Annotated in this window: 28 protein-coding genes and 8 pseudogenes; 16 read left to right on the forward strand and 20 right to left on the reverse strand. The window is 66.4% G+C overall.

Features of this window, described 5'->3' with window-relative positions; translation table 11 throughout:
• Nucleotides 1-39: 39 nt before the first annotated feature.
• The 4 genes from GNX96_RS14530 (at nt 40) to GNX96_RS14545 (ending at nt 2,895) form a co-directional block, all read left to right on the forward strand.
• Nucleotides 40-1,131: a hypothetical protein gene (locus GNX96_RS14530; RefSeq protein WP_279580351.1), complete on the forward strand. Its 1,092-nt coding sequence runs from the start codon at nt 40-42 to the stop codon at nt 1,129-1,131.
• Between the two features lie 101 nt (nt 1,132-1,232).
• Nucleotides 1,233-1,616, forward strand: a complete 384-nt coding sequence (locus GNX96_RS14535; RefSeq protein ID WP_163568485.1) for a hypothetical protein — start codon at nt 1,233-1,235, stop codon at nt 1,614-1,616.
• A 113-nt stretch (nt 1,617-1,729) separates the two neighbouring features.
• The gene (locus GNX96_RS14540) at nt 1,730-2,260 is read left to right on the forward strand and encodes a hypothetical protein (protein ID WP_279580352.1); all 531 of its coding nucleotides are present in this window, start codon (nt 1,730-1,732) and stop codon (nt 2,258-2,260) included.
• Nucleotides 2,248-2,895 carry a hypothetical protein gene (locus GNX96_RS14545; protein WP_163568487.1) on the forward strand — a complete coding sequence of 216 codons (648 nt, stop codon included), beginning with the start codon at nt 2,248-2,250 and terminating at the stop codon, nt 2,893-2,895. The genes GNX96_RS14540 and GNX96_RS14545 overlap by 13 nt, the downstream gene beginning before the upstream one ends.
• An 8-nt stretch (nt 2,896-2,903) precedes the next feature.
• Here the strand turns inward: GNX96_RS14545 and GNX96_RS14550 are convergent, their stop codons facing one another.
• The 9 genes and pseudogenes from GNX96_RS14550 to GNX96_RS14580 all read right to left on the reverse strand — a co-directional run bounded on the left by GNX96_RS14550 (nt 2,904) and on the right by GNX96_RS14580 (nt 8,575).
• Nucleotides 2,904-3,929: a class I adenylate-forming enzyme family protein gene (locus GNX96_RS14550; protein ID WP_279580353.1), complete on the reverse strand. Its 1,026-nt coding sequence runs from the start codon at nt 3,927-3,929 to the stop codon at nt 2,904-2,906.
• Nucleotides 3,853-4,257, reverse strand: a complete 405-nt coding sequence (locus GNX96_RS51840; RefSeq protein WP_279580354.1) for an AMP-binding protein — start codon at nt 4,255-4,257, stop codon at nt 3,853-3,855. The genes GNX96_RS14550 and GNX96_RS51840 overlap by 77 nt, the downstream gene beginning before the upstream one ends.
• Nucleotides 4,254-4,388 carry a hypothetical protein gene (locus GNX96_RS51845; protein WP_279580355.1) on the reverse strand — a complete coding sequence of 45 codons (135 nt, stop codon included), beginning with the start codon at nt 4,386-4,388 and terminating at the stop codon, nt 4,254-4,256. The genes GNX96_RS51840 and GNX96_RS51845 overlap by 4 nt, the downstream gene beginning before the upstream one ends.
• A gap of 6 nt (nt 4,389-4,394) precedes the next feature.
• Entirely contained in the window at nt 4,395-5,198 is an 804-nt protein-coding gene (locus GNX96_RS14555; RefSeq protein ID WP_163568488.1) for a GNAT family N-acetyltransferase, read from the reverse strand.
• Nucleotides 5,111-5,518: a hypothetical protein gene (locus GNX96_RS14560; protein WP_163568489.1), complete on the reverse strand. Its 408-nt coding sequence runs from the start codon at nt 5,516-5,518 to the stop codon at nt 5,111-5,113. The genes GNX96_RS14555 and GNX96_RS14560 overlap by 88 nt, the downstream gene beginning before the upstream one ends.
• Nucleotides 5,515-6,108 (reverse strand): ATP-grasp domain-containing protein, encoded by a 594-nt coding sequence (locus tag GNX96_RS14565; RefSeq protein ID WP_163568490.1) that lies wholly within the window; start codon nt 6,106-6,108, stop codon nt 5,515-5,517. Before GNX96_RS14565 ends, GNX96_RS14560 begins: the two co-directional genes overlap by 4 nt.
• Nucleotides 6,090-6,632, reverse strand: coding sequence for a glycosyltransferase (locus GNX96_RS14570; RefSeq protein ID WP_163568491.1), 543 nt, complete (start codon nt 6,630-6,632; stop codon nt 6,090-6,092). Before GNX96_RS14570 ends, GNX96_RS14565 begins: the two co-directional genes overlap by 19 nt.
• 10 nt (nt 6,633-6,642) lie before the next feature.
• Nucleotides 6,643-7,607 (reverse strand): annotated as a pseudogene (locus tag GNX96_RS14575) (DNA polymerase domain-containing protein).
• A 42-nt stretch (nt 7,608-7,649) separates the two neighbouring features.
• Nucleotides 7,650-8,575, reverse strand: a pseudogene (locus tag GNX96_RS14580) (NADP-dependent oxidoreductase).
• Nucleotides 8,576-8,606: 31 nt separating this feature from the next.
• Here GNX96_RS14580 and GNX96_RS14585 point away from each other — a divergent pair.
• The gene (locus GNX96_RS14585) at nt 8,607-8,996 is read left to right on the forward strand and encodes an FHA domain-containing protein (RefSeq protein WP_163568492.1); all 390 of its coding nucleotides are present in this window, start codon (nt 8,607-8,609) and stop codon (nt 8,994-8,996) included.
• 101 nt (nt 8,997-9,097) lie between these two features.
• Here the strand turns inward: GNX96_RS14585 and GNX96_RS14590 are convergent, their stop codons facing one another.
• Both GNX96_RS14590 and GNX96_RS14595 read right to left on the reverse strand, forming a co-directional pair.
• A complete protein-coding gene (locus tag GNX96_RS14590) occupies nt 9,098-9,391 on the reverse strand; it encodes a muconolactone Delta-isomerase family protein (RefSeq protein WP_163568493.1) in 294 nt (97 codons plus the stop codon).
• 152 nt (nt 9,392-9,543) lie between these two features.
• On the reverse strand, nt 9,544-9,903 hold the full coding sequence (locus GNX96_RS14595) for a hypothetical protein (protein WP_163568494.1): 360 nt from the start codon (nt 9,901-9,903) through the stop codon (nt 9,544-9,546).
• A 179-nt stretch (nt 9,904-10,082) separates the two neighbouring features.
• Between GNX96_RS14595 and GNX96_RS14600 the strand changes: the two genes are divergently transcribed.
• Nucleotides 10,083-10,340 carry a hypothetical protein gene (locus GNX96_RS14600; RefSeq protein ID WP_279580356.1) on the forward strand — a complete coding sequence of 86 codons (258 nt, stop codon included), beginning with the start codon at nt 10,083-10,085 and terminating at the stop codon, nt 10,338-10,340.
• Between the two features lie 48 nt (nt 10,341-10,388).
• Entirely contained in the window at nt 10,389-11,588 is a 1,200-nt protein-coding gene (locus tag GNX96_RS14605; RefSeq protein WP_163568496.1) for a class III lanthionine synthetase LanKC N-terminal domain-containing protein, read from the forward strand.
• 64 nt (nt 11,589-11,652) lie between these two features.
• Here GNX96_RS14605 and GNX96_RS14610 read toward each other — a convergent pair whose 3' ends face one another.
• Nucleotides 11,653-11,844, reverse strand: a complete 192-nt coding sequence (locus GNX96_RS14610; RefSeq protein WP_163568497.1) for a hypothetical protein — start codon at nt 11,842-11,844, stop codon at nt 11,653-11,655.
• Between the two features lie 73 nt (nt 11,845-11,917).
• Complete coding sequence (locus GNX96_RS51850; protein WP_279580357.1) at nt 11,918-12,178, reverse strand: hypothetical protein; 261 nt, start codon at nt 12,176-12,178, stop codon at nt 11,918-11,920.
• Between the two features lie 56 nt (nt 12,179-12,234).
• On the opposite strand from GNX96_RS51850, the gene GNX96_RS14615 reads away from it, so the two are divergent.
• Complete coding sequence (locus tag GNX96_RS14615) at nt 12,235-12,930, forward strand: lanthionine synthetase LanC family protein (protein ID WP_163568498.1); 696 nt, start codon at nt 12,235-12,237, stop codon at nt 12,928-12,930.
• A gap of 1 nt (nt 12,931) precedes the next feature.
• On the opposite strand, the gene GNX96_RS14620 is transcribed toward GNX96_RS14615, so the two are convergent.
• Nucleotides 12,932-13,879: a helix-turn-helix transcriptional regulator gene (locus tag GNX96_RS14620; protein ID WP_279580358.1), complete on the reverse strand. Its 948-nt coding sequence runs from the start codon at nt 13,877-13,879 to the stop codon at nt 12,932-12,934.
• A 90-nt stretch (nt 13,880-13,969) separates the two neighbouring features.
• Between GNX96_RS14620 and GNX96_RS67215 the strand changes: the two are divergent.
• Together GNX96_RS67215 and GNX96_RS67220 are read left to right on the forward strand one after the other, a co-directional pair.
• A pseudogene (locus GNX96_RS67215) lies at nt 13,970-16,171 on the forward strand (ATP-binding cassette domain-containing protein).
• Between the two features lie 63 nt (nt 16,172-16,234).
• Nucleotides 16,235-16,492: pseudogene (locus GNX96_RS67220) on the forward strand (serine hydrolase domain-containing protein); the annotation flags it as partial.
• A gap of 132 nt (nt 16,493-16,624) precedes the next feature.
• On the opposite strand, the pseudogene GNX96_RS67225 reads toward GNX96_RS67220, so the two are convergent.
• The 4 genes and pseudogenes from GNX96_RS67225 to GNX96_RS14645 all read right to left on the reverse strand — a co-directional run.
• Nucleotides 16,625-16,898, reverse strand: a pseudogene (locus tag GNX96_RS67225) (IS982 family transposase); the annotation flags it as partial.
• A 193-nt stretch (nt 16,899-17,091) separates the two neighbouring features.
• A complete protein-coding gene (locus tag GNX96_RS14635; RefSeq protein ID WP_163568499.1) occupies nt 17,092-18,288 on the reverse strand; it encodes an HNH endonuclease in 1,197 nt (398 codons plus the stop codon).
• 190 nt (nt 18,289-18,478) lie between these two features.
• Nucleotides 18,479-18,697, reverse strand: a complete 219-nt coding sequence (locus GNX96_RS63515; protein ID WP_163568515.1) for a hypothetical protein — start codon at nt 18,695-18,697, stop codon at nt 18,479-18,481.
• Nucleotides 18,628-19,095, reverse strand: coding sequence for a TetR/AcrR family transcriptional regulator (locus tag GNX96_RS14645; protein ID WP_163568500.1), 468 nt, complete (start codon nt 19,093-19,095; stop codon nt 18,628-18,630). The genes GNX96_RS63515 and GNX96_RS14645 overlap by 70 nt, the downstream gene beginning before the upstream one ends.
• Before the next feature lie 49 nt (nt 19,096-19,144).
• Here GNX96_RS14645 and GNX96_RS14650 point away from each other — a divergent pair, with 49 nt between their 5' ends.
• The gene (locus tag GNX96_RS14650; RefSeq protein WP_163568501.1) at nt 19,145-19,774 is read left to right on the forward strand and encodes an NAD-dependent epimerase/dehydratase family protein; all 630 of its coding nucleotides are present in this window, start codon (nt 19,145-19,147) and stop codon (nt 19,772-19,774) included.
• Nucleotides 19,775-19,796: 22 nt separating this feature from the next.
• Nucleotides 19,797-20,099 carry a Rossmann-fold NAD(P)-binding domain-containing protein gene (locus GNX96_RS14655; RefSeq protein WP_163568502.1) on the forward strand — a complete coding sequence of 101 codons (303 nt, stop codon included), beginning with the start codon at nt 19,797-19,799 and terminating at the stop codon, nt 20,097-20,099.
• On the opposite strand, the pseudogene GNX96_RS63520 reads toward GNX96_RS14655, so the two are convergent.
• Nucleotides 20,076-20,604: pseudogene (locus GNX96_RS63520) on the reverse strand (MmyB family transcriptional regulator). The gene GNX96_RS14655 and the pseudogene GNX96_RS63520 sit on opposite strands and share 24 nt — an antisense overlap.
• 145 nt (nt 20,605-20,749) lie before the next feature.
• Nucleotides 20,750-21,103: pseudogene (locus GNX96_RS63525) on the reverse strand (helix-turn-helix domain-containing protein); the annotation flags it as partial.
• Here GNX96_RS63525 and GNX96_RS61150 point away from each other — a divergent pair.
• From GNX96_RS61150 to GNX96_RS14675, 4 genes and pseudogenes are all read left to right on the forward strand, one after another.
• A pseudogene (locus GNX96_RS61150) lies at nt 21,048-21,239 on the forward strand (SDR family NAD(P)-dependent oxidoreductase); the annotation flags it as partial. The pseudogenes GNX96_RS63525 and GNX96_RS61150 overlap by 56 nt on opposite strands.
• A gap of 61 nt (nt 21,240-21,300) precedes the next feature.
• Nucleotides 21,301-21,750 (forward strand): SDR family NAD(P)-dependent oxidoreductase, encoded by a 450-nt coding sequence (locus tag GNX96_RS61155; protein WP_313885671.1) that lies wholly within the window; start codon nt 21,301-21,303, stop codon nt 21,748-21,750.
• A gap of 115 nt (nt 21,751-21,865) precedes the next feature.
• Nucleotides 21,866-22,294 carry a hypothetical protein gene (locus GNX96_RS14670; protein WP_163568503.1) on the forward strand — a complete coding sequence of 143 codons (429 nt, stop codon included), beginning with the start codon at nt 21,866-21,868 and terminating at the stop codon, nt 22,292-22,294.
• A complete protein-coding gene (locus tag GNX96_RS14675) occupies nt 22,191-23,084 on the forward strand; it encodes a LuxR C-terminal-related transcriptional regulator (protein ID WP_163568504.1) in 894 nt (297 codons plus the stop codon). The genes GNX96_RS14670 and GNX96_RS14675 overlap by 104 nt, the downstream gene beginning before the upstream one ends.
• Nucleotides 23,085-23,136 lie beyond the last annotated feature (52 nt).

Here is a 23,136-nt window from a genome sequence, read left to right on the forward strand (position 1 = left end):
GGCTCGAAAAAAAATGACAGCGTAGGAGATCGCATGACCATGTCCGAGGCGGAACTGCGCGACCGTCTGGAGGACAGCGAGCAACTGCCGTACGGGGATGCCCGTACGGCGGTGGTCGAGGAAATCCTGGTGCGGACAGACGCTCTGGGTATGTCGAAGTTGGCATTCGACGTACGAATGGAGCTGATCAGCTGCTACGAGAACGGTGCCCTGCCGGACCGGGCATTCGTGCCGTTCGCCTGGTGCCTCGCCGCTTTCGACCGCGGCGAGCTGGAGTTCAGCGCGTGGGACGCGGAACTTCTGCGCTGGTACTACAAATGGATGATCGGCGCGATGCGCCGGTTCCCGAGCATCAGCCTGGATCAGGTGTATGCGGCGCTCGCGGACATGGAGCGCCGCTATCGGGCTGGTGGGCACAGCATGCACGCGGTGCACATGTTGCGCTGTCTGGTGCACAGTCATCTCGGTGACCGGGAGGCGGCCGAGAAAGAATTCGGGAGTTGGCTTTCCAGCCCTCGCGACGAAAACAGTGACTGTGTTGGCTGCGAGCCGACCAAGCAGCTCAACCATCACGTCTGGATGGGCCGGGACGCGGAGGGTTTGGCGCTGGCCGAGCCGGCCTTGGCGGGCGAACGCGGTTGCCGGGAGCAGCCGCAGTCGATGCTCACCGCGATGATGTTTCCGTTGGTACGGGCCGGCCGCCTTGGCGAGGCCTGGGGCTGCGCACCAGCGGGCGTATCGGCACCATCGCGGCAACCGGGACTCGATGGGCGACATCGCCGACCACCTGGAATTCTGTGCGCTGACCGGAAACGAGATGCGTGGGCTGGAGATTCTCACCCGGCACCTGGAGTGGGTGGACCGGCCCCGGGAGCCCTACTCGGACATGGCGTTCGCGGCCAGCGGCGCGTTGGTGGTGTTGCGGCGGCTGGAAGAACTCGGCCACGGCGATCTTTCCCTTATCCGGCCCGCTTGTGGGACCCGAGTGGCGGCCGAGGTAGCGGTCGCCGACCTGCGTGCCGAACTCACCGAGCGAGCGCTGTCCATCGCAGCCCAGTTCGATGCCCGCAACGCGAACACGTACCAGAGCGAGGTCTTGCGGAAACTCCTCGCGAGTCGGCCGTTGGTTGACCAGCTGACCGAGTCCGCCACGCCCGGCCTTACGGCGCCGGCCGCGCCGCCGGTGGAAATCCCGGAAGCGATGTCCGCCGAGGAAATCGCCCATTTCGCGGATGAGGCGCGGTGGGGCGCGTCGCGAGGAGTCCGAGGCCGGCTGGGATCGGTTGGCGGAGCTGGAAAAGGCCGGCCGGTTGCCGGCCAACCTGCGGGCACGGCTAGCCGAGGCGCGAGCCGACTCGGAACTGCAGTTCGGTTCGGTCGAAGTCGCGATCGAGCACGCGAAGGCCGCTGTCGAGGGTTATGACGGGATGGGCGACGAGTCCCGCCGGTTACGTGTGTCGGCCACCCTCGGTGCCGCGATGACCTTGCAGAAGAACCCCCCATTCCGGTGGTCTCGCGGCGGTGGAGGAAGCGTACGAGGCCGCTCAGCAGTTGAGCGAAGTGGACGTTCTGGTCGAGATCATGTTTCTCCGCAGCAGATCGCTGGCGCAGGCTGATCGCTATGACGACGCTTTGGTCGCCGCGAAGGAAACCGCCGAACGGGCCAGCCTCGCCGGCCTGCCGGTTCTGGAGTCGGAGGCACTCTGCCTCTACGGCCTGGCTCTCTGTGGTGGATCGGCCGGACGAGGGCATGGCGGCGGTGCAGCAGGCCCGGGTGTTGGCGGGCGAGGCCGGCAGCGCGTCGGTCCTGTTGCGGCAGACACAGACGCTGGCAGAGTTGTTCTATAACAACGAAAGACTGGCTGAGGCGTACGAGATGTCCGAGGCGGCGCTGGGGATCACCGCGCCGGCGACCAAGCACGTCCAGGGAATTCTGGCGCGGGTGCACGACCTGCGGTGGATGGTGCTGCGTGACGCCGGCCGGGTGGCTGACCAGGAGGCGCTGGACGAAGCCCTGGCAGCGCTGGAAAACTGGCACGCCGGCGGGGAGCGGATCGGGGCGGTGCTCGCGAGCCTGCATCTCGGGATCACGCATTTCAACCGTGAGCAGTGGTTGGACGCGGCCGAAACGCTGGAACAAACGTTGTATGGGTGGGAAGCGGCCGGCATGGCCGAGGGGTTCGATGTTTGGGTGGCACGCTCGTTGTTGGGGACCGCTCGGTCAGGCTCGGAGAGCGTGCCGATGGTGTGGACAACCTGACCACGGCGGCCGCCGGCTTCGCCGCGCTGGGTGAACCGCGTCGGGCCGGCGAGGAACTCCTGGAGGCAGGCACGGTTTCGCTGCGACTAGGGGAATCCACCGACGCGTTGGAGCAGTTTACCGAGGCTCTGCGGATGTTTGAACAGGCTGACTGGGAATGCGGCGCGATCGTCGCGCTGCAACGCAGGGCCCGCGCGCTCTTCTGCTCCGATGACCCGGACGCGGACGAAATTTTCGAGGTGGTGCGACAGGCGTACGCGCGGGCTCTGAAATTGCCGGAGTCCGAGGAATATGACGTGGGATGGATGAGAGCGGACGCCGCCGACGACGTGGCGCGCGCTTTGCAGCAGCGAGACGAGTTCTCGGCCGCATTGGAGATGGCACGCAACGCCGTGGACGGCTATTTGATAGCCGGGGATCTGGAGAGTGTGGCGAGTTCCTCTGTGCTGGTGGGAAGTCTGCTGTTCGATCTTCAGGACTTCGTGGCGGCTGAGGAAATGGTGCGCCGGGTGCTGCGGGACGACCCGCCGGAAGGGGCAACGCAGCAGGCGCAGGATGTGCTGGCGAGGGTGTTGGAGGCGACCGGACGCGATTCCGAGGCGGCGGCGATGTGGGCCGAACTCTACGGCGAATAACGGTGGCTTCAGTGATGTCGTACGGCTTCGCGTAAAGCGGCTCGGTCCAGTTTGGACGATCGGCCGGTACGTGCGAAGGCGGTCACCACCGCTATCCGATCGGGCAGGGCACCCGCGTCGAGCAGGTCCGGGAGTGCGGCCCGCAGCCGGTCCTCGCGGAATCCCTCAGCGGGTACGACCGCGAGCACGACCTCCTCGTCGCCGGTGTCCGGGTCGGCGAGGCCGACGATCGCCGCCTCCGCGACTCCGGGCTGGGCGGCCACGGCCGGCTCGTAGAGGCTCGGGTAAATGTTGAAGCCGGCGCGGAGGATCATGTCCTTTTTCCGTCCCAGCAGGACAAGCTGCCCGTCTTCGTCGATCCTGGCGAGGTCGCCGGTGGCGACCTCCAGGTGTGCAGGTTCACCGAGATAGCCCAGGGCCAGGTGCGGCCCGCTGACCAGCAACTCACCGTCGTCGGCGAGTCGTACGCCCACCCCGGGCAACGGCAGGCCGAGCAGGTCGCCGTCCAGATGGTTGAGTTTCTGTTGTGCGGTGGCCAAAGCAATGGGGAGCGCTTCGGTCATGGCGTAGATGCTGAGAACTTCCGCGTGCGGGGCTGCGGCGATCGCCTTGCGTAGCACGGCGGGTGGGGCCGGAGCGGAGCCCAGCAGGATGTGCCGGACAGTGGCCGGGAACTGGCCGACGCGGTCGATGAGGTTCGACAGTTCCACTGGCACGGCGTAAAGATGGGTCACGTCGCGCTCGGCGATGAGATCCGGATGTCCTGGCATCGACCAGGTCGCGCCGGCGATAAGCGCCGGCAGGCCGAGCATCAGGCCGTCGGTGTGCACCACGTCCGAAGGTCCCATCGGCAGGCGACCACGAAAAATCTCCAGGCCAGCGGCCAAAGATCCGCGAGTGTGCACGACCGCTCGCGGGTGGGCGGTGGTGCCGGACGTGAAGATGATGGCCGCTGGATCATCGAGATCTGCCTGCTCCAGCACCGGGTTCGCCGGGCCGGTGAGGCCGCGCAGCCGGACCGCTGCCGATGGCACCCCGGGCAGCCAGCGGCCGGTGTACGCGTGGCTTAGTTTCCAGCCAGGCAGGGGATCCCGCAGGTCCGGCAGCAGAATCCCGCGGCGGCGTACCAAAGCCCGTAGCGGCCCGAACGACGTGAGGGCGTAAAGCCCGCGACTCGGCCACCACCCAGCGCGGCCGTGCGAGTTTCAGTCGGGCCTGCAAAACTCCGGGAGCCAACCCGGGATCCGCCAGCACCAGTACGCCGCCGGCGGCGACCACGCCGAGGGCCACCGCGATCGCATCAGGCGACGGCTCGACGGCGTAAAGCACTCCATCGCCGCGGGTGAGGCCGGCCGCGGTCAACCGTCGTCGCGGATCCGCAGCGCTCGCTCGGCGAAGTCGCCATATGTCAGTTTGTCCCCGCGCGCACCAATGATCGCGGTGGCTGCCGGCGTACGAGCGCATGAGTCCAGAATTTCGCGGACCAGGTCCATAGCACCTCACAACTCGTAGCGTCGGGCGAGCGGTACGGCGATTTTACTGAACAAGAAGCAAAGTGTCACCCAACCGAACCGTTGCCGCCATCGGAGGTGGCGGACGTGGACCGCTCGATATTCAAGCTCCGGCACCGCCCCGCGGAGCCGCTTGAATTCCGCCGCTCCCGAGCTGTCGTTGAGCAGCCAGCCTTTCTGCGCGGCGAGGTCGTAGAGAATGCCACCCAGCATTCGATAGAGACCGGTCTGCTGGGGAAGCGCGGTGTCGTATCCGAAGATTGGTGTGGTCATCACGCCGTCTCGGACGAAATAGCCGAGCACGCCGTCGATCCGGTCGTCGCGTGTCAGCGTGATATACGTGATGGTGCCGCGTGCGAGCGTTTCGCGGACGAAATGCTCGTTGAACTGTGGATTGTTGCTGGAGTATTTGTCCAGATAGAGGTTGTTGTAGAGCTCGACCAGACGTGGCACTTCGGCCGGACCGGGCTCGCCGATCCGGTAGCCGCGGCGGTCGACAAGCAGCAGATCCCGTCGCCACCGGCGGCGCAGTTTGCCGGCATGGTCGCACGGGCGGGCCAGCGCGATCTGCCGCCCCGGTACGAGCAGGCAGCCAGCGGCCACGCAGGCCTGAATGAGGGTGTTGTTGACCGAGCAGAAGCCGATGGCGTGGTGCGGAAAATGGCTTCGCAGAAATGCCGTCACCGCAGCCACCTGGCCAGCGCTCAGGGCCGGATAGAGGTTGGTGGACAGCAGCCAGTTGTTGACCAGGACGACCTTGTTGACGCTGCAGAAACGACAGAGCAGGCCCACGACGACGAGAGAGCGGTGGAAAGTGTCGAACGAAGGGCGCGATTTTTCAGCAACCGCAGCTCTTCCTTCGCGTACGTCACATAATGCGTGTAAGGCGAGCACACATACGAGTTGTCGTAGTCGGTGGTGTTCCAGGAGACCGGCAGGATCACCGAGTCGTCAACGAACAGCGCGCCGTACGTCGTACGAATGTTGTCCACGAATCGGTCCGGTCCCTGGGTGATCAGTGGCGTCAGATAGTCGCGGGCATAGCGGCCGTTCTCGGTGTCCGGCCAGCGTAGGTCCACGAGGTTCGCGCTGGTGTAAAGCTCGACCGTCACTGGCCGTCCCACTCGATGTCGGAGGTGGAGCATGCGATCGGCGATCGGTGGGTCCGGGCCGCCTGCCACAGATTGTGGCCCAGAACGGCGAACTGCGCCCAGAACGGCCGGCGATCACCCGGCACCGCGATCACGTCGTACGAGCCGCGGACGACTTGCGTCCACCGCCTCAGCTCGCGCCGAGACCGGACCGAGGCCAGCCCGAAAGAGAACATCGCCATCGCGATCATGGCTCGCGCATCGGCCGCCGGCCGCAGGGTTTGTGCTGGTAGGGCACCGAACATCAGGTCGGCCAACTCGTCGCCGAGCAGGTGGACACCGCTGGTGGCCCGCGGATTACATTCCAGCGGCAGTGCCTCACCGGCGTCGGTGACGATGAAATCGAAGGCGATGTGGCCGTCCGCCGGGAATCCCTTGACGAATCGCCGCACCCAAGCCTCGATTTCGGGCTGGTCACAGGGTTCGAAGGCGATACACGCACCGGGGCCGGCGGTGAACTCTGTCGCGTATGCCGCATGTGCGAGCAGCCGTCCGCCGGACGCGACCGAGTACGTGCAGATTTGTTGGCCGGTCAGGAATTCCTGCGCCACCCACGGCTGTTCCGCGCTGATGTGCACTGCGGGCGGCGAATCGCGCACTGTCCGGACTTGGGTGCCGAAGCGGAAAAAAGACTGGCTTGAGCACGTACGGCCGCGGAATGTCCCGCCAAATCCCGGGGCGAGGTGATCAACCAGGTGGCCGGCACTGGCAAGCCCAGTGCGCGGGCCGCCTCGATGAACTCCCACTTGCTGTGCAGCCGCCGCAAAACCTGCAGCGGCGCGGCCAGCACCTCGCAGGGCAACGCGTCCAAGCCGCGGGAGACAGCGAAAATCTCCTCGCAGGTGGGCACGATCAGGTCGATTTCCTCGCGCCGGACGATATCGGCAAGTGCGGCAACGAAAGCCGCCGGCCGTTGTCGTGGAGGCGGCACCCGGTGCGTACGAGCGACGGCTCTGGACCGTCCGCACAGCTGCGCGGAAACGCTCTCGGCGACCACCACCACCCGCGCGCCGCGGCGGGCGAACTTGCGGGCCAAATCCAGCGCGACCGGCGCCCGTCCGCCGGTGATCAGCACAGTCTTCCGGCTATTTTTCGGCAGCTTCGTCCTTCGCCGCGCGGGCCCGGGCCCGGCGTTTGCCTTCGTGCATGGCAACCACCCGGGCGACCGGGATGGTGTGCCCTTCCTCGATCAGATCCGCCGGCAACGTCTGCTCAGCGGGCATCGCCTCGGCCCACGGATTTCGGTCGCCCAGCAGGGCCACGGCCGTACGAATGGTGAAATCGGCCGGCGACACCCGGTCCAGATCGCTCCAGGCGACCGGGAACGACACGGTGGCGCCGGGGCGTACGCGGGGGCTGTAGGCCGCCACAATCGTGGCGCCACCGGCCCGGGTGGAGTCGAGGAAGACCTTTCCTTGCCGGTCTTCCTTGATATACGCGGTAGTCGCGAGCGCCGGGTCGATCCGCTCGGCCCGAGCCGCCAGCGCCCGGGTCGCCGCGGCCACGTCCTCGATCGGCGGTTGGCCTTCCAGGGGCACAAAAATGTGTACACCCTTGGCGCCGCTGGTCTTGACCGCTCCAGTCATTCCGGCGTCGGCCAGTGCCTGGCGGACCAACTCGGCGCTGCGTACGCCCAACGTGAAGGCATCCGCGGAAGGCGGGTGATGTCCAGCACCAGATATGTCTGCCGGCCACCGCGAACCAGCGGCGGGTGATATTCCACTGCCCGCTGGTTCGCGAACCACAACAAGGTGCGACGATCATCGCACAGCGCGTAGGAAACCTGGCGCTTGGAGCTTTCCGCCCACAACGACACCGTTTTCACCCACGGCGGCGTGTATTTCGGGACGTTTTTCTGCATGAACTGCGGTTGCCCGAGGCGGACTCGCACCACCGAGAGCGGGCGATCCGCCAGCTCGGGCACGATCCGGTCGGCGACCGCGTCCAGATAGTCCACCAGGTCCCGTTTGGTGGCGTCCGCGCCCTCGAACAGGGGTTGGTCGAGGTTGGTCAGCGGCACGCCGTCCCGCTCTTCGCCAGCAGCCTTCATCGCACCACTTTCGACGATGGGGGCGCTGCAGGCAACTCCCGGCTACGGCTGGAGCACGATCTTGCCGCGGGTGTGCCGCTTTTCGAGCTCCTGGAAGGCCTCTCGGACCTGGTTCGAGCGGATAGACCCTGGCGATCGGCAGATCCACTTGCCGGCCGCGATCAGCTCGGCCAGCTCGGCGAGCACCGCGGCCGAGTCGGCTGACCCATTTCCATCCGTCTTCGTGCCGTATTTCTGCGCGTCGGCGAAATTGATGATCGTGTTTATCCGGTCCGGCTGCACGCCAAGGCCGAGCGCGAGCTCGATGTAGTCCGCACCGTACGTGTCGACGAACGCGTCGATTTTCTTTCCGCCAGCGACGGCGGTAATGCGATCAGCGACACCGTCGCCGTACGCGACCGGAATGACACCGTGGTCGACAAGCCACTGATGATTCGACTCACTCGCGATCCCGATCACCGTCGCGCCGGCGTTCTTGGCCAGTTGGACCACCAGGCTGCCGACTCCGCCGGCCGCTCCCGATACTGCCACCGTGTCGCCTGGGTTAAGCGCGACGGCGGCCACCGCCGCATACGCGGTCGTTCCGGCGACGAAAAGCGCGCCGGCCGCCTCCCCCAGGAAACCGCACTCGGTCGTGGTGTCAGGTTTTCGGCCTCCACCAGCACAAACTCGGCATGGCTGGCGCGCTGGTGGGTGAATCCGATCACCTCGTCGCCAACGTCCACTGTGGACACTTCTGGGCCGACTTCGGTCACCACGCCAGCCAGGTCGCTGCCTTGCCCGGACGGAAAGGTCGACGGCCAGCGTTCGTGCAGCAGGCCGCGTCGAATCGTCGCTTCACCAGGATTGATTCCAGCGGCCTTCACTCGTACGAGAACCTGTCCCGCGGCCGGCGCCGGTTGGTCCACTTCCTCGACCGTCAACACGTTGACGTCACCGTATTCGGAAAGCCGCACTGCCTTGACCATCTGAACTCCTCGGAAATTCGGTCGTCTGGCGGTGGACAACAGCGCCCGACGCCCGGGCATTCCCGCCGGGACCGGTCTCGCGGATGCCGGGTTAGCGTGCGGGCGGAGTGCGGACAGTGAGGAGTGGGCGTGGATTTGCCGCCGGGGGGGGGGGGTAGCGGTGTTGCCGGCGGGCGAGCTCCCACCGGCGCCGGCCGGAACATTGTTTGTGCTGGGCGCCTACGGCGGGATGCGGGTGGCGCCGACCGCACGGTTCCGGCTGGTCTTTGGCCGAAACGAGCCGTACGTGCACGTGTCGGTCGGTGTCGACGACCCGTACGTCAGCCGCGAGCAGGGTCACATCAGTCGGATCGGATCCCAGTGGATCCTGCGAAATGTCGGGCGGGTGCCGATCCGGCTGCCGGGCTCTCGGCTGGTTTAGGGCGGTGGCAGCGAAAAACTGCTGGAAGCCTACACTCCGCTGCTCATCGTGTGCCCGCGCCGCGAACACCTGCTGGAGGTTCGGATCGCGCCGGGCTGAGGTCAGCTGACCTTTCCCGGATCGTTCGGGTGCGACTCCAGCGGGGTGACCTTCACCGTCATCCATGGCCGCAACGGCAGCGTGTCCAGCACCTTGGCCTGTAGCTCGGCCTCGTCTGCGGCGAGCCAGATGCCGAGGCTGCGTTTTTCGCCCACCGGGCGCCACAACCGCGCGAGATGGCCGGCGGCGACGAGTTCCTTCGCCCGTACGGCTTCGGCGGCCCGGCGCTCATCGACCTCGGCCTGCGGGGTGCCCTCCGGAGGCGTGGTGGTGATTTCTACCAGGAACTCCTGCATTGCCGTGCTCCGCTCGACGGTGGCGTCACTTGCCGCACTCAGCAGATCATGGCACAGGCAAGCGCCGTGCGACGGTGCTGCCGGACCGACTCTGGTGGGGAGAGGCGATCCACCAGCGCTGACGCACGGCGCTTGTGTCTCGGGGAAGGAACTTACGGGCGGGTGCCGATGCTCCAGTTGTGCCGAAAATCGTCCGAGGTGCGCAAGGTGTAGTTCCCGGCGGGAACGTTTCGGCACACCCACGACCTCGGCGGGTCGTTTGTCGTGTACGTGGCGGAGCAAACGCCGTCGACCTGCCACTGCAGGTTCCGCTGCGGGCCGCCGATGGCGTCGATGTCGATGCTCAGCGTGCCGCCGCCGAAGCTGAAGCCGTTGAAGCATTCGAACGTGTTGGTGCAGGGTTTGTGGGACGACGCCATCGCCGGGCTAGCCGTGGCGGCCAGGGCGGACCCGGCGATGACCACAGTGCCGGTGGCGGCCAGGAGCAGCCTCGACCATTTTGTGCTGTTCAAAACAACGTGTCCTTTCGTCGGCGTGAGCAGTCCCTCTTCTGCCGGCGTACGTGCCGACCATTGGATCAAATCAAAGAGTCGTGTCATGGCGTTGTCATGGCGTTGTTACCGGCTCTGACCCGCGTGAGGACGAATGCGGTGGCGCGTGTGCACGCTCATGACAACGGGGTGACAACGAGATGACAACCCTGGCTGGTTGGCTTCGGACTGTCATCGGCTACAGAACGGTGACGTGGGTTTCCGATTTCAACGAAAGGCGGGTAGTCATGCCACCAGTGCTGTCGAGTCTGGAGCCGCGAGTAGCTGGCACGGACGTGGTTGAGCCGGCGATCGCGTTCGCCGCCGGTACTAATCCGTTGATGGAGATGTCGAAGTGCGCTGGATGCTGCTTCGACTTCACCAACATCAACATCAATACCCACTCGGCAACGCAGTAGCCGACCCAGTAGCCGACATGGTTGCCCGGAACGGGGAGGATTGTCGCGGTGACGGATGCTGACAGTATGGATCTCGCCGCGAAGATCCTGGGAGACCATGACGGCCGGATGATTCGGACCGGACCAGTCTGGACTGTGGTCGCTCCAGATGGCGTGGTCCTTCCGGAGCACGGCTGGAAAATTCATCTATCGTCGCGGGCGGCCGACTTCTCCGAACTGGCCGCCGTGGTGGTGCCTGTTCTGTTGGCCGAGGGGTGTGCCTTCAAGTTCGCGCGTTCAACCGCGGTGTTGCGGACAGTGAATGACGGGCACACCTCGCCGGCCACGGTGGGTAAGGCATTCACCGTTTACCCAGAGCGGGCCCGCGTACGCGACCTGGGCCTGAGGCTGGCGGATCTCCTGCGCGGCCGGCCAGGCCCGCGGGTTCTCAGCGACCGGCAGGTGGATCCGCTGGCTCCGGTCTATTACCGGTACGGACCGTTCTCGCGGTCCTGGAAGGCGGCTTCGGACGGCCGCCTGCTGACCGTCGTCCACGGGCCGGACGGCGAGGAATTCGGCGGCTTGGCCACCATGAACTATCGGCAGCCCGGCTGGGAGACCGACCCCTTTACCAGCGCGGCCGCCCAGGACCTGACCGGTCCGGCGATTCTGGGCGATCACTACCGGATCACTTCCGGGCTTTTCGAGTCTGGGCGCGGAAACGTGTATCGCGCCGTGGACGAGCGGGACGGCACCGCGCTGATCGTCAAGCAGGCTCGGGCGCTGGTGGACGAACAGGACAACTCCGGGGACGTACGGACGCGGTTGCGCAACGAGCGTCGGGTGCTGGCCGCGCTGGCCGACGTGGACGGTGTTCCGCGGGTGTTCGACCATTTCCGGCACGGCGCCGACGAGTTCCTCGCTCTCAGCGATCTCGGGCCGAAAAAAACCTCTCGCAGGACGTGGTACGCAACGGTCGCTACCTGCCGGCGGACGATCCGCTCGCGGATCCGGGTCGTACGCTGGAGCGTCTTGGCCAGCGGTTGGCTCGCATCCTGGCCGAAATCCACCGCCGAGGCGTCGTTATGCACGACTTGGCACCGAAAAAAATCGTCGTCGTCGACGCAGACCACATCGGCATCGTCGACTTCGGGTTGGCCGACTATGACGGCTCGGGGATCAACGGCTCGACGCCAGGCTACGCGCCGGCGCGGCAGCGGCGCGGTGAACCGGCGCTCGACGTGGATGATCTGCACGCCCTGGGCATGACGTTGCTGTCCGCCGCCATTTACGTCAGTCCGGTTTCTTTTGCGGACGACCATGACATTCCGCGTCAGCGGGCACTGCAATTGCTGCGGGCCCGGTTTGGTCCGGCGCCCACCGGGGTGATCGCGATCGTCGCGGACCTGCTCAGCGGCGAGGACGAAATCGTCCGCGCCGCCGCCCGTTGCCTGGCCGGGAATATGACGCGTACGGCCAAAACCGCGTTGCCCTCGCTGCCGGTGGTGACCGGCGAGCTGGCCACCGAGATTACCGACAACTTGCTGGCGGACGTGCTGGTGCGTACGGACGAGATTCTGTCCGGAACGACCGGGAATTCAACAGCCTACGACGCGAGCGTCTACACCGGCACCGCTGGCATTGGTCTGGAGTTGCTGGAGCATGTCGACCGGCCGGGGGTACCCGAGCGGATCACCCAGCTGGCGGCATTCACCCTGCGGGCGGCGACGGCGGTCCACTTGCAGCCGGGTCTGCTGCTGGGCCGTACCGGTGTCGACATTTTCCTGCAACGAGCGCAAAGCCTGGGCATTGACATTCCGGGGCACCCCGGTCCGGTCATTCCAGGCGACCGCTGGCACACCGACATTGCCGACTTGATCGGCGGTTCGGCCGGGTCGGGATCGGCCATCTTCTTTTGTATGGCAACGATCGTGATCCGGCCCATCTGGCTGTGGTCCGGCGGTGCGTACGAGCGGTGCTGGCGGCCGATCCAGTCGGCGGCGACCCAGATCCGCTCCCGCCCGCGGCGGCGGTGGAACCGTCGGTGGGCAGCGCGCACGGGTTGGCCGGGATCACCGAATTCCTGCTTTGTGCGAGCCCGTACGATCCGGCGGCGGCGGCCGCGGTCGATGATTTCGTTGAGTTGCTGGTAAAACGGACCGAGTCGCTGTTGACGCGAATGGGCACCCGATTCACCTTGCCGCTGTCGGCGTCCTGGTGTCAGGGCCTCGCCGGCGTGGGACAGACCCTGCTGCGGGCGGGCGAGGTTCTGGACAACGTGGACCTGACTCGTCTCGCGTACCAAACCGGTGCCGCGGTCACCGATTTCCTTCCGCACATTATCGTGCCCATCCAGTGCTGTGGGCTGGTTGGGGCCGGCAATTTCCTCATGACCTCGCTCGCGTTGCGCGACGGAAACTGGGCGCCCGCCCAGGCGACCGCGGCGCACATTCTCATCCGTGCCGCCGGCCCGGCGAATCATCCCGTCCTCACCGCGAAATCCGTCGAAGACGGCAGCGCGTCGCTGGCCTTCGGAGTGGCCGGTGCGCTGGGATTCTTCCGCCGGCTGTCCCGCCACGGCGGACCTTTCAGCTTGCCGCTGTTTTCCTGACTCAGGCGGTCGCCGCGGTGACGCGGGCGGCGAGGGTGCGGGAGTGCGCGAGCAGTTCCAGCGGGCCTTCGATGGTGTACGGGACGCCCACCGCGGCGAGCGCGACGGCGAGCCACTCCCACGACTCGGCGGCGGTGACATAGCGGCAGTTGTGGCCATCGATCGGGGTCAGTGAGCCGGCCTCGGCGACCAGCCGCTCGGACACCATCTCGGCCGGTGCGGCGAACCGTACGACGCCTTGCCGGCTGGCGTCGGGGCCGCTGGTGGTCCGTTGGACGAAGCTTGCGGCGCCGTCTTCGGGCAGGTCACGGGCCCGGAAGGTGGTGCCGGACGTGGTCACCTCGGTGATCCGGTCCAGCCGGAAGGTGCGCCAGTCGGCCCGGTCGAGGTCCCAGCCGAGCAGATACCAGCGGCGGCCGAGCAGGATCTGCCGGTACGGCTCGACTCGCCGCCGGCTGCTGGTGCCGGCCCGGTTCCGGTACGAGAAGCGGACATCCTGGTGTGCGTACGCGGCCGTACTCAGCCGCCGAAGCACGTCCAGATCGAGCGTCGGCCCGCTCCGGGAGGCCGCCTCGGTGGACGCGGACACCGCTTCCAACCGGTGCCGCAGCGGCGCAGGCAACACCTGTTCCAGCTTGCGCAGCGCGTTGTCGGCGGCGCCCTCCACCTGCCCGAACGCGACCATCCGCAGGCCCAGCGCGGCGGCCACCGCCTCGTCGTCGGTGAACAGCAGCGGCGGCATGGCCCGGCCGGCGACCAGCCGGTAGTTGCCGCCCGGGCCGCGGGTGGGACACAGCACCGGATAGCCGAGCTCCCGGAGCCGGTCGATGTCCCGGCGGAGCGTACGAGGGGACGTACGCAGCCGCTCGGCGAGCTCGCCACCGGGCCAACTGCGACCGCTCTGCAGCACCGAGAGCAGCTCCAACATCCGGACGCTGGGTCCGTTCACGGGTTCCGACCTTTGTCCACAGGAGTTATCCACAGGGTCGTCCACAATTGTGGACACTATCTGGCCACAACTCAGCCTAGCGTGGATTTCATGGCTGAACACCTCACCGTCAGCGGCGCCCGCGAGCACAACCTGAAGGGCGTCACCGTCGCCATCCCGAAACGCCAGCTCACGGTCGTCACGGGGGTATCCGGATCGGGCAAGTCGTCGCTGGTTTTCGACACCATCGCGGCGGAGTCCCGGCGCCAGTTGAACGAGACGTTTCCGGCGTACGTCCGGCACCGGCTGCCGCACTACGGCCAGCCCGAGGTTGACTCGATCCAGCACCTGCCGGCCGCCGATCGTGGTCGACCAGAAACGGCTCGGCGGCACCTCGCGCTCCACAGTGGGGACGGTCACCGACATCCAGCCGTTGATGCGGCTGCTGTGGTCCCGGGTCGGCCGACCGTTTGTCGGCTATTCGAACGCATTTTCCTTCAACGAAGCCGAAGGCATGTGTCCGCGCTGCGAAGGCATTGGTCACGTACGTACGGTCGATGTTGGCCAACTGATCGACGAGAAGCGGTCGTTGAACGAGGGAGCGATCCGGTTCCCGACCTTTCACGTCGGCGGCTGGACGTGGCGTACGTTCGCGGAGTCCGGCCTTTTCGACGTGGATCGGCCAATTGACCGCTTCAGCGCCGATGAGCGGCACGCTTTCCTCTATGGTGTACCGGAAAAACTTGAAGGCGTGCTCGGCAGGTTCGAACGTATCTGGTTGCCGAAGGACGTACAAACGCTCAAGGGCAACACCCGGGAGGCATTTGAACGGGTAGTCACCGAAGGCACCTGCCTGGACTGCGATGGCGCCAGACTGTCGCAAAAGACCCTGTCCTGCCGGGTGAATGGCCGCAATATCGCGGAATGTTCGAACCTGGAGGCGGAAAACCTCGCCGAGGTCATCCGGAACGTGGACGCGCACGGCAGTGCGCCGGTGGTCGCCGCGCTGGTCGCGCAGTTGGACCGGCTGGTGTCGATCGGCCTCGGCTACCTGACGATGGCGCGGGCCACCGCGACGCTGTCCGGCGGCGAGTCACAGCGGGTGAAAATGGTGCGGCACCTGGGAAGCAGCCTTACCGATTTGCTCTATGTCTTCGACGAGCCGACGATCGGTCTGCACCCGGAAGACGTACGTCAGCTGACTGACCTGCTGCATGCCTTGCGAGACAAGGGAAACACGGTGCTGGTGGTCGAGCATGATCCGGCGGTGATCGCCACCGCCGACCACGTCGTCGACCTCGGGCCGGGCGCTGGCGAGCACGGCGGCGAGATCGTTTTCGCTGGCCCGGCAACGATTTTCACCACACCCCGGCCGGCCGGAGACTGCTCCGGCGGCCCCGGCTGAAGTCGGTCGTACGAGAAAGGACCGGTGTGCTGTCGGTCCGGGCTGCCACTGGGCACAATCTGCGAGGGATCGATGTCGACTTTCCGACCGGTGTCCTGACCGCCGTCACTGGTGTGGCTGGTTCGGGGAAAAGCACACTGGTACGCGGATATCTGCCGGCCGCGGTGATTGTCGACCAAACGGCCATCCGCGGCTCGAGACGATCGAGCCTGGCCACGTACGCCGGCATCCTGGATCCGATTCGCGCGTTGTTCGCGGCCGACAACGACGTGAGTGCCGGACTTTTCAGCCCCAACTCCGAAGGTGGCTGCCCGGGCTGTAACGGGCTGGGCGTCGTCTATTCGGATCTCGCGTTTCTGGACACCGTCGTCGCCACCACTTGCGAGCAGTGCGGTGGCAGCCGCTTCACCGAGGAAGCGCTGCGGCACCGGCTGCGAGGGCTGACCATCGCTGACGTTTTCGACCTGAGCGTGGGCGAAGCCGGCAAGGTCTTCCCGGAGCCAACCATCGCACGGGTGCTGGACCGGCTCGGCGAGGTCGGGCTGACCTATCTTTGCCTTGGCCAGACCCTGAACACACTTTCCGGCGGTGAGCGACAGCGTCTCAAGATAGCGGACGAACTCGGAAAACAAGGCCAGGTATATGTCTTCGACGAGCCGACCACCGGCCTGCATATGTCCGATGTGGACAGTCTGATCAGGCTGCTGAACCGGTTGGTCGACGGTGGCAGCACGGTGGTGGTGATCGAACACAACCTGGACGTCGTCAGCCAAGCCGACTGGGTGGTCGACCTCGGCCCCGGTCCCGGCCGGCATGGCGGGCGGCTGGTTTTCCAGGGCACGCCAGGTGATCTCGTACGAGCCGACCACTCCGTCACTGGTCGGCACCTGCGCGCGTACGCCGGCTAGCTTGACCTTGCCCCCGAGGGTAGGGGTCGACTATGAACCCTCGTCGCTGATGAGGGGGAGAAAATGTCGCATCTCGTGGATTTCGTTGGGCAAACGGCCGACAAGTGGGGGATTCCGGCGGTAGCTGTCGGAGTCTGGGCCGGCGGTCAGGAGTGGGACGCATGTCATGGCGTGACCAGCCTGGAGAACCCGCTGCCGGTCGATAGAGACACGATTTACGCGCTGGGCTCGGTCTCCAAGACCGTCACGGCCACCATGGTGATGCGCCTGGTCGCGGACAGACTGGTCGAGTTGGACGCACCCGTACGCCGTTATGTGCCTAACTTGAAGGCATTCCCTTCAAGCAGGCCGTTGGGCGCTGGGCGCTGGGCGCTGGGCGTTGGAGAACTATCTCGGCCTGGTCGACCGCGACCCCGAGCCGATCGCGTACGACCCGGTGCGGGCCAGCGACTACGTGGGCATGAACAGCACGCGGATCACTGTTTTGATCAACTCAGCCGCGGCCCTGAGCCGTTTTTTGTAGCCAGGTTGTTAGGGAGATACCCGAACAGGCGCATCAGATGGGCGTGAGCGTGGCGCAACCATCATGACTCCCAGGTGAATCCGAGCAAGGCCTGCATCACCGCCAAGGTGACCAACTCCGCACCGGTCAGCTTCGGCGCGATGCCCACCTCAGGTCGCCACGGCGCCAGCCCAGGAGACTGTCTGAGCAGTCGTCTACCGTCACCTACAGTGCGGTAGCGAGGGTGTCCAGGTTGTTCGTCACAAACGATCATGGACGCCCTCGCCACAACTTCTGCGCAGGCCACGCCCTTGGCATAGGTCATCTACAGTAGCGGTCGACAGGCGCGGATTTGGTGGGTGGCGGCAAGGGGTGTGGGCCGCCGGGTGTGGTGGTGCCCGGCGGCCGGGTGGATTTTCTATGCGGCGAGCTGGTTGATGCCGCGGATGGGTCTTCGTTCGCGGTCAACGTACGCGGGCGGTAGGAATTCAACAATTCCGTCGACGATGCGTACGTCCCAGCCGCCGTGGTGCACTAAACGATGGCAGCGATCGCAGAGAAGTACGCAATTGTCAAGGCAGGTATGCCCACCATCGGCCCAGTGCTGCACGTGGTGGCCCCGTGTCCAGCGGGGTGGTCGGCCGCATCTGGCGCAGCCTTTGTCTCGCGCTATCAAGGCTTTGCGTAGGGCTGGTGTGATGAGTCGTTCGTTGCGTCCGACATCCAGCGGTACGCTGTCGCTGCCCAGCACCATCGGGATGATGTCCGCGTCACACGCCAGCCGGCGGACGCCTTCGGGGGAAATCGGTGCGCCACTGTGCGGATAAGCGACACCGAGCCGGTCCCGCAGCATGTCCCACGTCATCGTAATAGTCAGATGCGGCCGCTCCGCACCCTGGATGGGGAGTTTCCCGGAGTCCGCGATCAGATTCAGGGCCTCCGCGAGCGCGTCCCCGTTGCGCTCGGACACTGACCGCTGATCAGGGGTGCCGTTCTCGGCCGGGCGGGGTTTGGCCAGGGGGCTGAGGATCTCGCTGAAGGTCCCGGTTTCGCCGCCGATGGAGCCACTGAAGTTCAGTCGTCCGTCTGTGCCGGTGTGGAGGGATAGTTCTCGGCGTGGTGTCTCGTTTTCGTGTTCGGAGGGCGCGGGTCCGTCGGGGTCCAGGTGATCATGGATGCGCCTGCCGACTTTGGCTAGGCCTGGTGCGGTGTACCGTTTCGCGTGCTCCACCAGCGACGCTTCGGCTTCTTCACGGTCTTTGATGGTCACCCTGGCCGGGAGCCTGGTCACGACCCCAACAATCGTGTCGATTTGGGAGTCGGCGAGCTCCCCGCGGCGCATCGCTTCACTGGCGATGCTGAGTGTGGGTGCGAGTGTTTCCCCGGTGAGGGCTTGGCTGGGGCACAGGTTCAGGGCCCGTTTGTAGCGTCGGGATGCCTCGGTGGGGGACAGTCGCAGGAGGTCTTGCAGCATGCCCAGGGTGTTGCGGTGCCCGAGCGTCTTGCCGACGTTTCCCCGGTGGATCGCCGCGACAATGTCCCAGCACCTCGACCTGCAGCAGCCGGACCGCTTTTTCTTTCTCCTGCAGCAACTCACCAAGCTCGTCCGGGTCACACCTCCAGAGCTCTGGAGAGGTGACTTCGTCGCCGGCGGCCATGACATCAATTCTACCGCCGGCACCGACAATATGGCCGCGTACGGGCAATCAGGAAATGGATACTTTCACAATAATCCCAACGAAACATAGAGCGCGGGTTCAACTCCGACGTACGAGCGAGAGGGCTGATTCTCCGGAATTGCTAGCCTATGACGCTTGGGACGGCGACGTATATCCCCGTCGGCGAGACGTTACCTGGGCGTACGGGCGATAGAGGGGCAACACCACTCGATCAATCAATTGGGTCACGTATTCGTCATCGAGCGCCAGGTCCATAAGGACCGTACGGGCGAACATCATCGACACAGCGACCGTCGTGACCAGGTCGTCCGCGGCGGCGTCTGGGCGTAGTTCGCCGCGGGTGATGGCGCGGCTGAGATCACCGCGACCATGATCTTCTGGTCGCGGGCGACGATGCTGGCTCGTACGAGGGTGCCGAGATCGGCGTTGTCGCGGAGGGCGGTCAAAAGTCCGGCCAAAATCCCGGGTTCGAGGCGGTTCGCGAGGGCACGGGCGTGGACTATGAGATCTCCACGTAAGGTTCCAGTGTCGTCGATGCCATCGGGGCCGGTGAGCGCCTCCCGGATCGCGGCCATGACCAGCGACGTTTTATCAGGCCAGCGGCGGTAAATCGAGGTGCGGGCGGTGCCGGCCCGGGTGGCGACCGCGGCGATGCTCAGCCGGTCGAAGCCGATTTCGCCGAGCAGTTCCAGTGTCGCCGTGCCGATCGCCGCATCCAGGTCAGGATCCTGTGTACGTCCCATTACCCTCCTTTGCGCTACAGTAGTGTAGCGCAATCGAGAGGGGTACGAGATGAAAACGCATGTGGTGGTCGGGGGCACCGGCGGCACCGGGACGGCGTTGGTTAGCGAGCTGCGGGGTCGTGGGCTGCCGGTTCGTACGGTCAGCCGGCGTGGTGGCAGCGGGTCGGATGGGGTGGAAGCGGTGGCGGCCGACGCTTGCGATGCCGCTCGGATGCGTGCGGTCTGCGCGGACGCGGCCGCGGTTTACCACTGCGTACGGCCGCCATTGCCGGTGTGGCGATCGGTCTATCCGGAGGTCAACCGGTCGCTGGTGACCGCTGCCGGGGCGGCCGGCGCGGTGCTGGTTTTCGCTGACGACACGTGGATGTATGGCAAGGTCGACGGCCCGATGACCGAGGACCTGCCGTCGCGGCCGGTGAGTGGGCTCGGGGTCATGCGGGCGTGGATGGCCGACATGCTGTTGGCCGCTCACTACCGAGGCGACGCCCAGGTCGTGGTCGCAAGAGCCGGTGAGCTTTACGGCCCGCGCGTTGACTCGGTGCTCGCTGGCAGCCTGTTCGGGCGGGCGGTGGCTGGCCGCAAGCCGATGTGGTTTGGCGACCCCGACCAGCCGGATCATCACGCCCACCTACATCAACGACTTCGCCCAGGGATTGGCCAGTGTTGCGGCGGATCCTGAGGCTTGGGGCGAGGTGTGGCACGTGCCGCACGGGGCGCCGATCACCGGCCGGGCATTCGCCGGCGTGCTGTGCGGCCAGGTTGGTCGGGCCGCTGGCGTACGCACCCTTTCCAGCCGGACTGCGAAAATGCTCGGACTGGTGTCGACGGTGGCTCGGATCGGCAGCGAGGTGCTTTACCAATTCGAGCAACCTTTCGTGGTGGATTCCAGCAAATACCACAAAAGATTCGACGCGGACGCGACACCTTACGAGACTGGAATCGCCGAGACCCTCGCCTGGTATCGGCTCAACGGCGGCAAGTCACTGATGATCCCGAGCAGCTAGTGTCTGGGTGCCCAGCACGGTGAGCAGCGCGAGGCGTTCGGCGTCTGGGCTGTCGGGTTCGGCGGTGTAGATCATGATCCGCAGGTCGCTGCCGGCCACCGTCAGGATGTCGCAGTCGAGCGTCACCGGACCAACATCGGGATGGTGAATGGGTCTTGCGGGCCGCCTCGTGGCTGCCGACTGTGCCGGTGTCCCAGAGCTCGGCGAACCGCTCGCTGCGGGTCTGCAGGTCAGCGACCAGTTGCCGGAGCCGTTGGTCAGCCGGATAGCGGCCAGCGGCGGCACGCAGGTCGGCGACCTGGGCGGCTTCCAGTTGGCGCCGGGCTTGCGCGGTCGGTTGGACGCGGTTGACTGGGCCGAGGAACGTACGCCAGACGCCGTTGCGTTCGTTGCCGCGCAGCTCGGACGGGTCGCCCATCAGTGCGGCGAACGGCTGGTTGGCGACCAGCAGCGTCCAAGTCGCGTCGTAGACCGCGACGGGGGTGCCGGTCAGCCGGTCCAGCATCCGCTGGACGCTCGGCGTGACGTGCGCCGGGACGGTGTCCCGTCCTGGCGCGGCGAGGCCGGCCAGCTCGAACAGGTGACCGCGCTCGGTTCGGTTCCGGCCAGCAGCGGAGTGCCCGGACCAGGGCCTCCACGACCTGCGCCGACGGGTTGGCGGCGCGGCCCTGCTCCAGCCGGGTGACGTAGTCGACCGAAATGCCGGCCAGCAGGGCCAGTTCCTCCCGGCGCAGCCCGGCGGCGCGTCGGTGACCGCCGGTGGGCAGCCCGGCCGCCGCTGGCGTGACCCGGTCGCGCCACCGTCGTACGGCCTGCCCGAACTCGGTCGCTGTCATATTGACAAGTGTGCGCCGAAAATCGCTGGCCTGCCTGGTATCGGCAGTCCCAGGAAGACGGGTCGACTGGCTGGCAGCACGGCCCGGTCGCAGTCTTGGGGGCATGAAAACAATGCTGATTACCGGAGCGAACAAGGGTCTCGGCTTCGAGACCGCCCGCCAACTCATCGCCGCTGGGCACACAGTCTACCTCGGCAGCCGGGACGCCGATCGGGGCCGCCAGGCGGCCGAAAAGATCGGCGCCCGAATGGTTGTCATCGATGTCACGGACGATGCGTCGGTGGCCGCTGCGGTCCAGACGATCGAGGCCGACGGCGGATTGGACGTGTTGATCAACAACGCCGGCGTGGAGGGGCGTACGCCCGATGGGGGGGGGAGTCGTCGGTGCGGCCGACGAGACCGCCGACCAGATGCGGACTTTGTTCGAAACAAACGTCTTCGGCCTGGTACGGGTGACGCACGCGTTCCTGCCGCTGCTGCAGCGCTCCGCCGCGCCGGTGGTGGTCAACCTCAGCAGCGGGCTCGGCTCGCTGGCCGCGGTCACCGCTCCCGGACTGCCGACCTTCGGCTATCCCGGGATCGCTTACCCGGCCTCGAAAACCGCGGTCAACATGATCACTGTGCAGTATGCGAAGGCTCTTCCGAACATGCGCGTCAACGCGGTGGAGCCGGGTTACACCAAAACGGATTTGAATGCGAACACCGGCATCCAGACCGTCGAGGAAGGCGCCGAGATTATCGTACGGATGGCCCAGATCGGACCCGACGGCCAGACCGGCGGCTATCTCAGCGCGCACGGCCCGATTCCTTGGTGACGGGGCTGGAACGTGACGGTGATGGACTTCTCGGCTGCCAGCAGGGATAGTCATTTTTTTGCGGTGATGTCGGTGGTGATACCGAAAAGTCCTCTCATGGGTGGAAAGGGAAATTGTGCCGCAAACCCTGAACCGGTTCAGCCCCGCTGTCGCATCGATGGCCGCCGAATGCCCGGACATGTCGGCGCTGCGGCTGGTGTTGGCGGGCAAGGACTGGAGCGGGGCCGTCGAACGGGCCACCCACGCGTTGCGGACGCCACCCTGCCGGACCGAGCCGGCCTGTCTCGTACGCGCCTTCGCGGTGTTCGTCTACGCCGGCCAGCTGACCCTCGCCGATGAGCTGGCTGAACCGTTGCGTCGAACGGCAACCGACGCGCCCGCACTTGCGGACACGATCGTGCTGCTCAACGGGCGGTTGGCGGGCCGTCGAGGCGACCTCGATGGAGCCTTGGACGCCTACCAGAAGCTGGGTCGGTCCGCCGCCGACCCGACGCTGCGGCTACTGGCGCGCGGCGGCGGCGACCGAGCTGGCGGCCCAGCGTGAGGACCCGGACCTCGCGGCCGCGCTGATCACTGGGTCGGAGCTGGAGGCGGCGCTGCGGGCCGGGGTGACCTGCGCGCCGTTCCTGCGGATCGGCCGGGCGGCCATGCACCGATGCAACGGAAATTTCGGGGCGGCGCTGTCCGACTATCTTGATGCTGGACGGAAATTCGGAGCACGTGGCATTCGCGGCCCGGCGGTCTCCTGCTGGCGGTCGAACGCGGCGCTGTGCGCGCACGCGACCGGCCGGCAGCGGCTTGCCACCGTGCTCGCCCGGCAGGCATACACCGCCGCGAGTGGCTGGGCCGAGCCGTACGCGCTCGGGCGGGCCACTTTCGTGCTGGGCGTGGTGGATGGCGGCAGCGCTCGTACGGACCTATTTTCCGATGCCGCCGAGCTGTTCGAGATCGCGCGGGCGCCGGCCGAACAGGGCGCGGTGCTGTACGAACTGGGCTGCCGGCTCGCCGCCGATCGGCCGGCAGCCGCCCGGCAGCGGTTGGAGCGGGCTCGCGGATTGTTTGTCGCGGTGGGAAACGGTGTGCGGGCCGCCCGGGCCGACGACCAGCTGCGGCGGCTGCCGACCCGGTCGCCGACCGGCCGGCTGTCGGTGATGGAGGTCAAGGCGGTCCGGTTGGCCGCCGCCGGTTACACGAACCGGCAAATCGCCAACAAGCTCTTTCTGGCCGTACGCACCGTCGAGGCGCACTTGTCGCGGGCGTACGCCAAGCTCGGCATCGCCGGTCGTGAGGACCTCGCGTGGTCGGCGGCGCCGATCCGGTCGGTACGACCGTAGAGACGGCGCGGGGAAGCGGTCGAATAATGGTCCGCACATTCTCCACGGGAGG

Origin of the sequence: Fodinicola feengrottensis (assembly GCF_010993775.1) — a bacterium.
Taxonomy (GTDB): Bacteria; Actinomycetota; Actinomycetes; order Mycobacteriales; family HKI-0501; genus Fodinicola; species Fodinicola feengrottensis.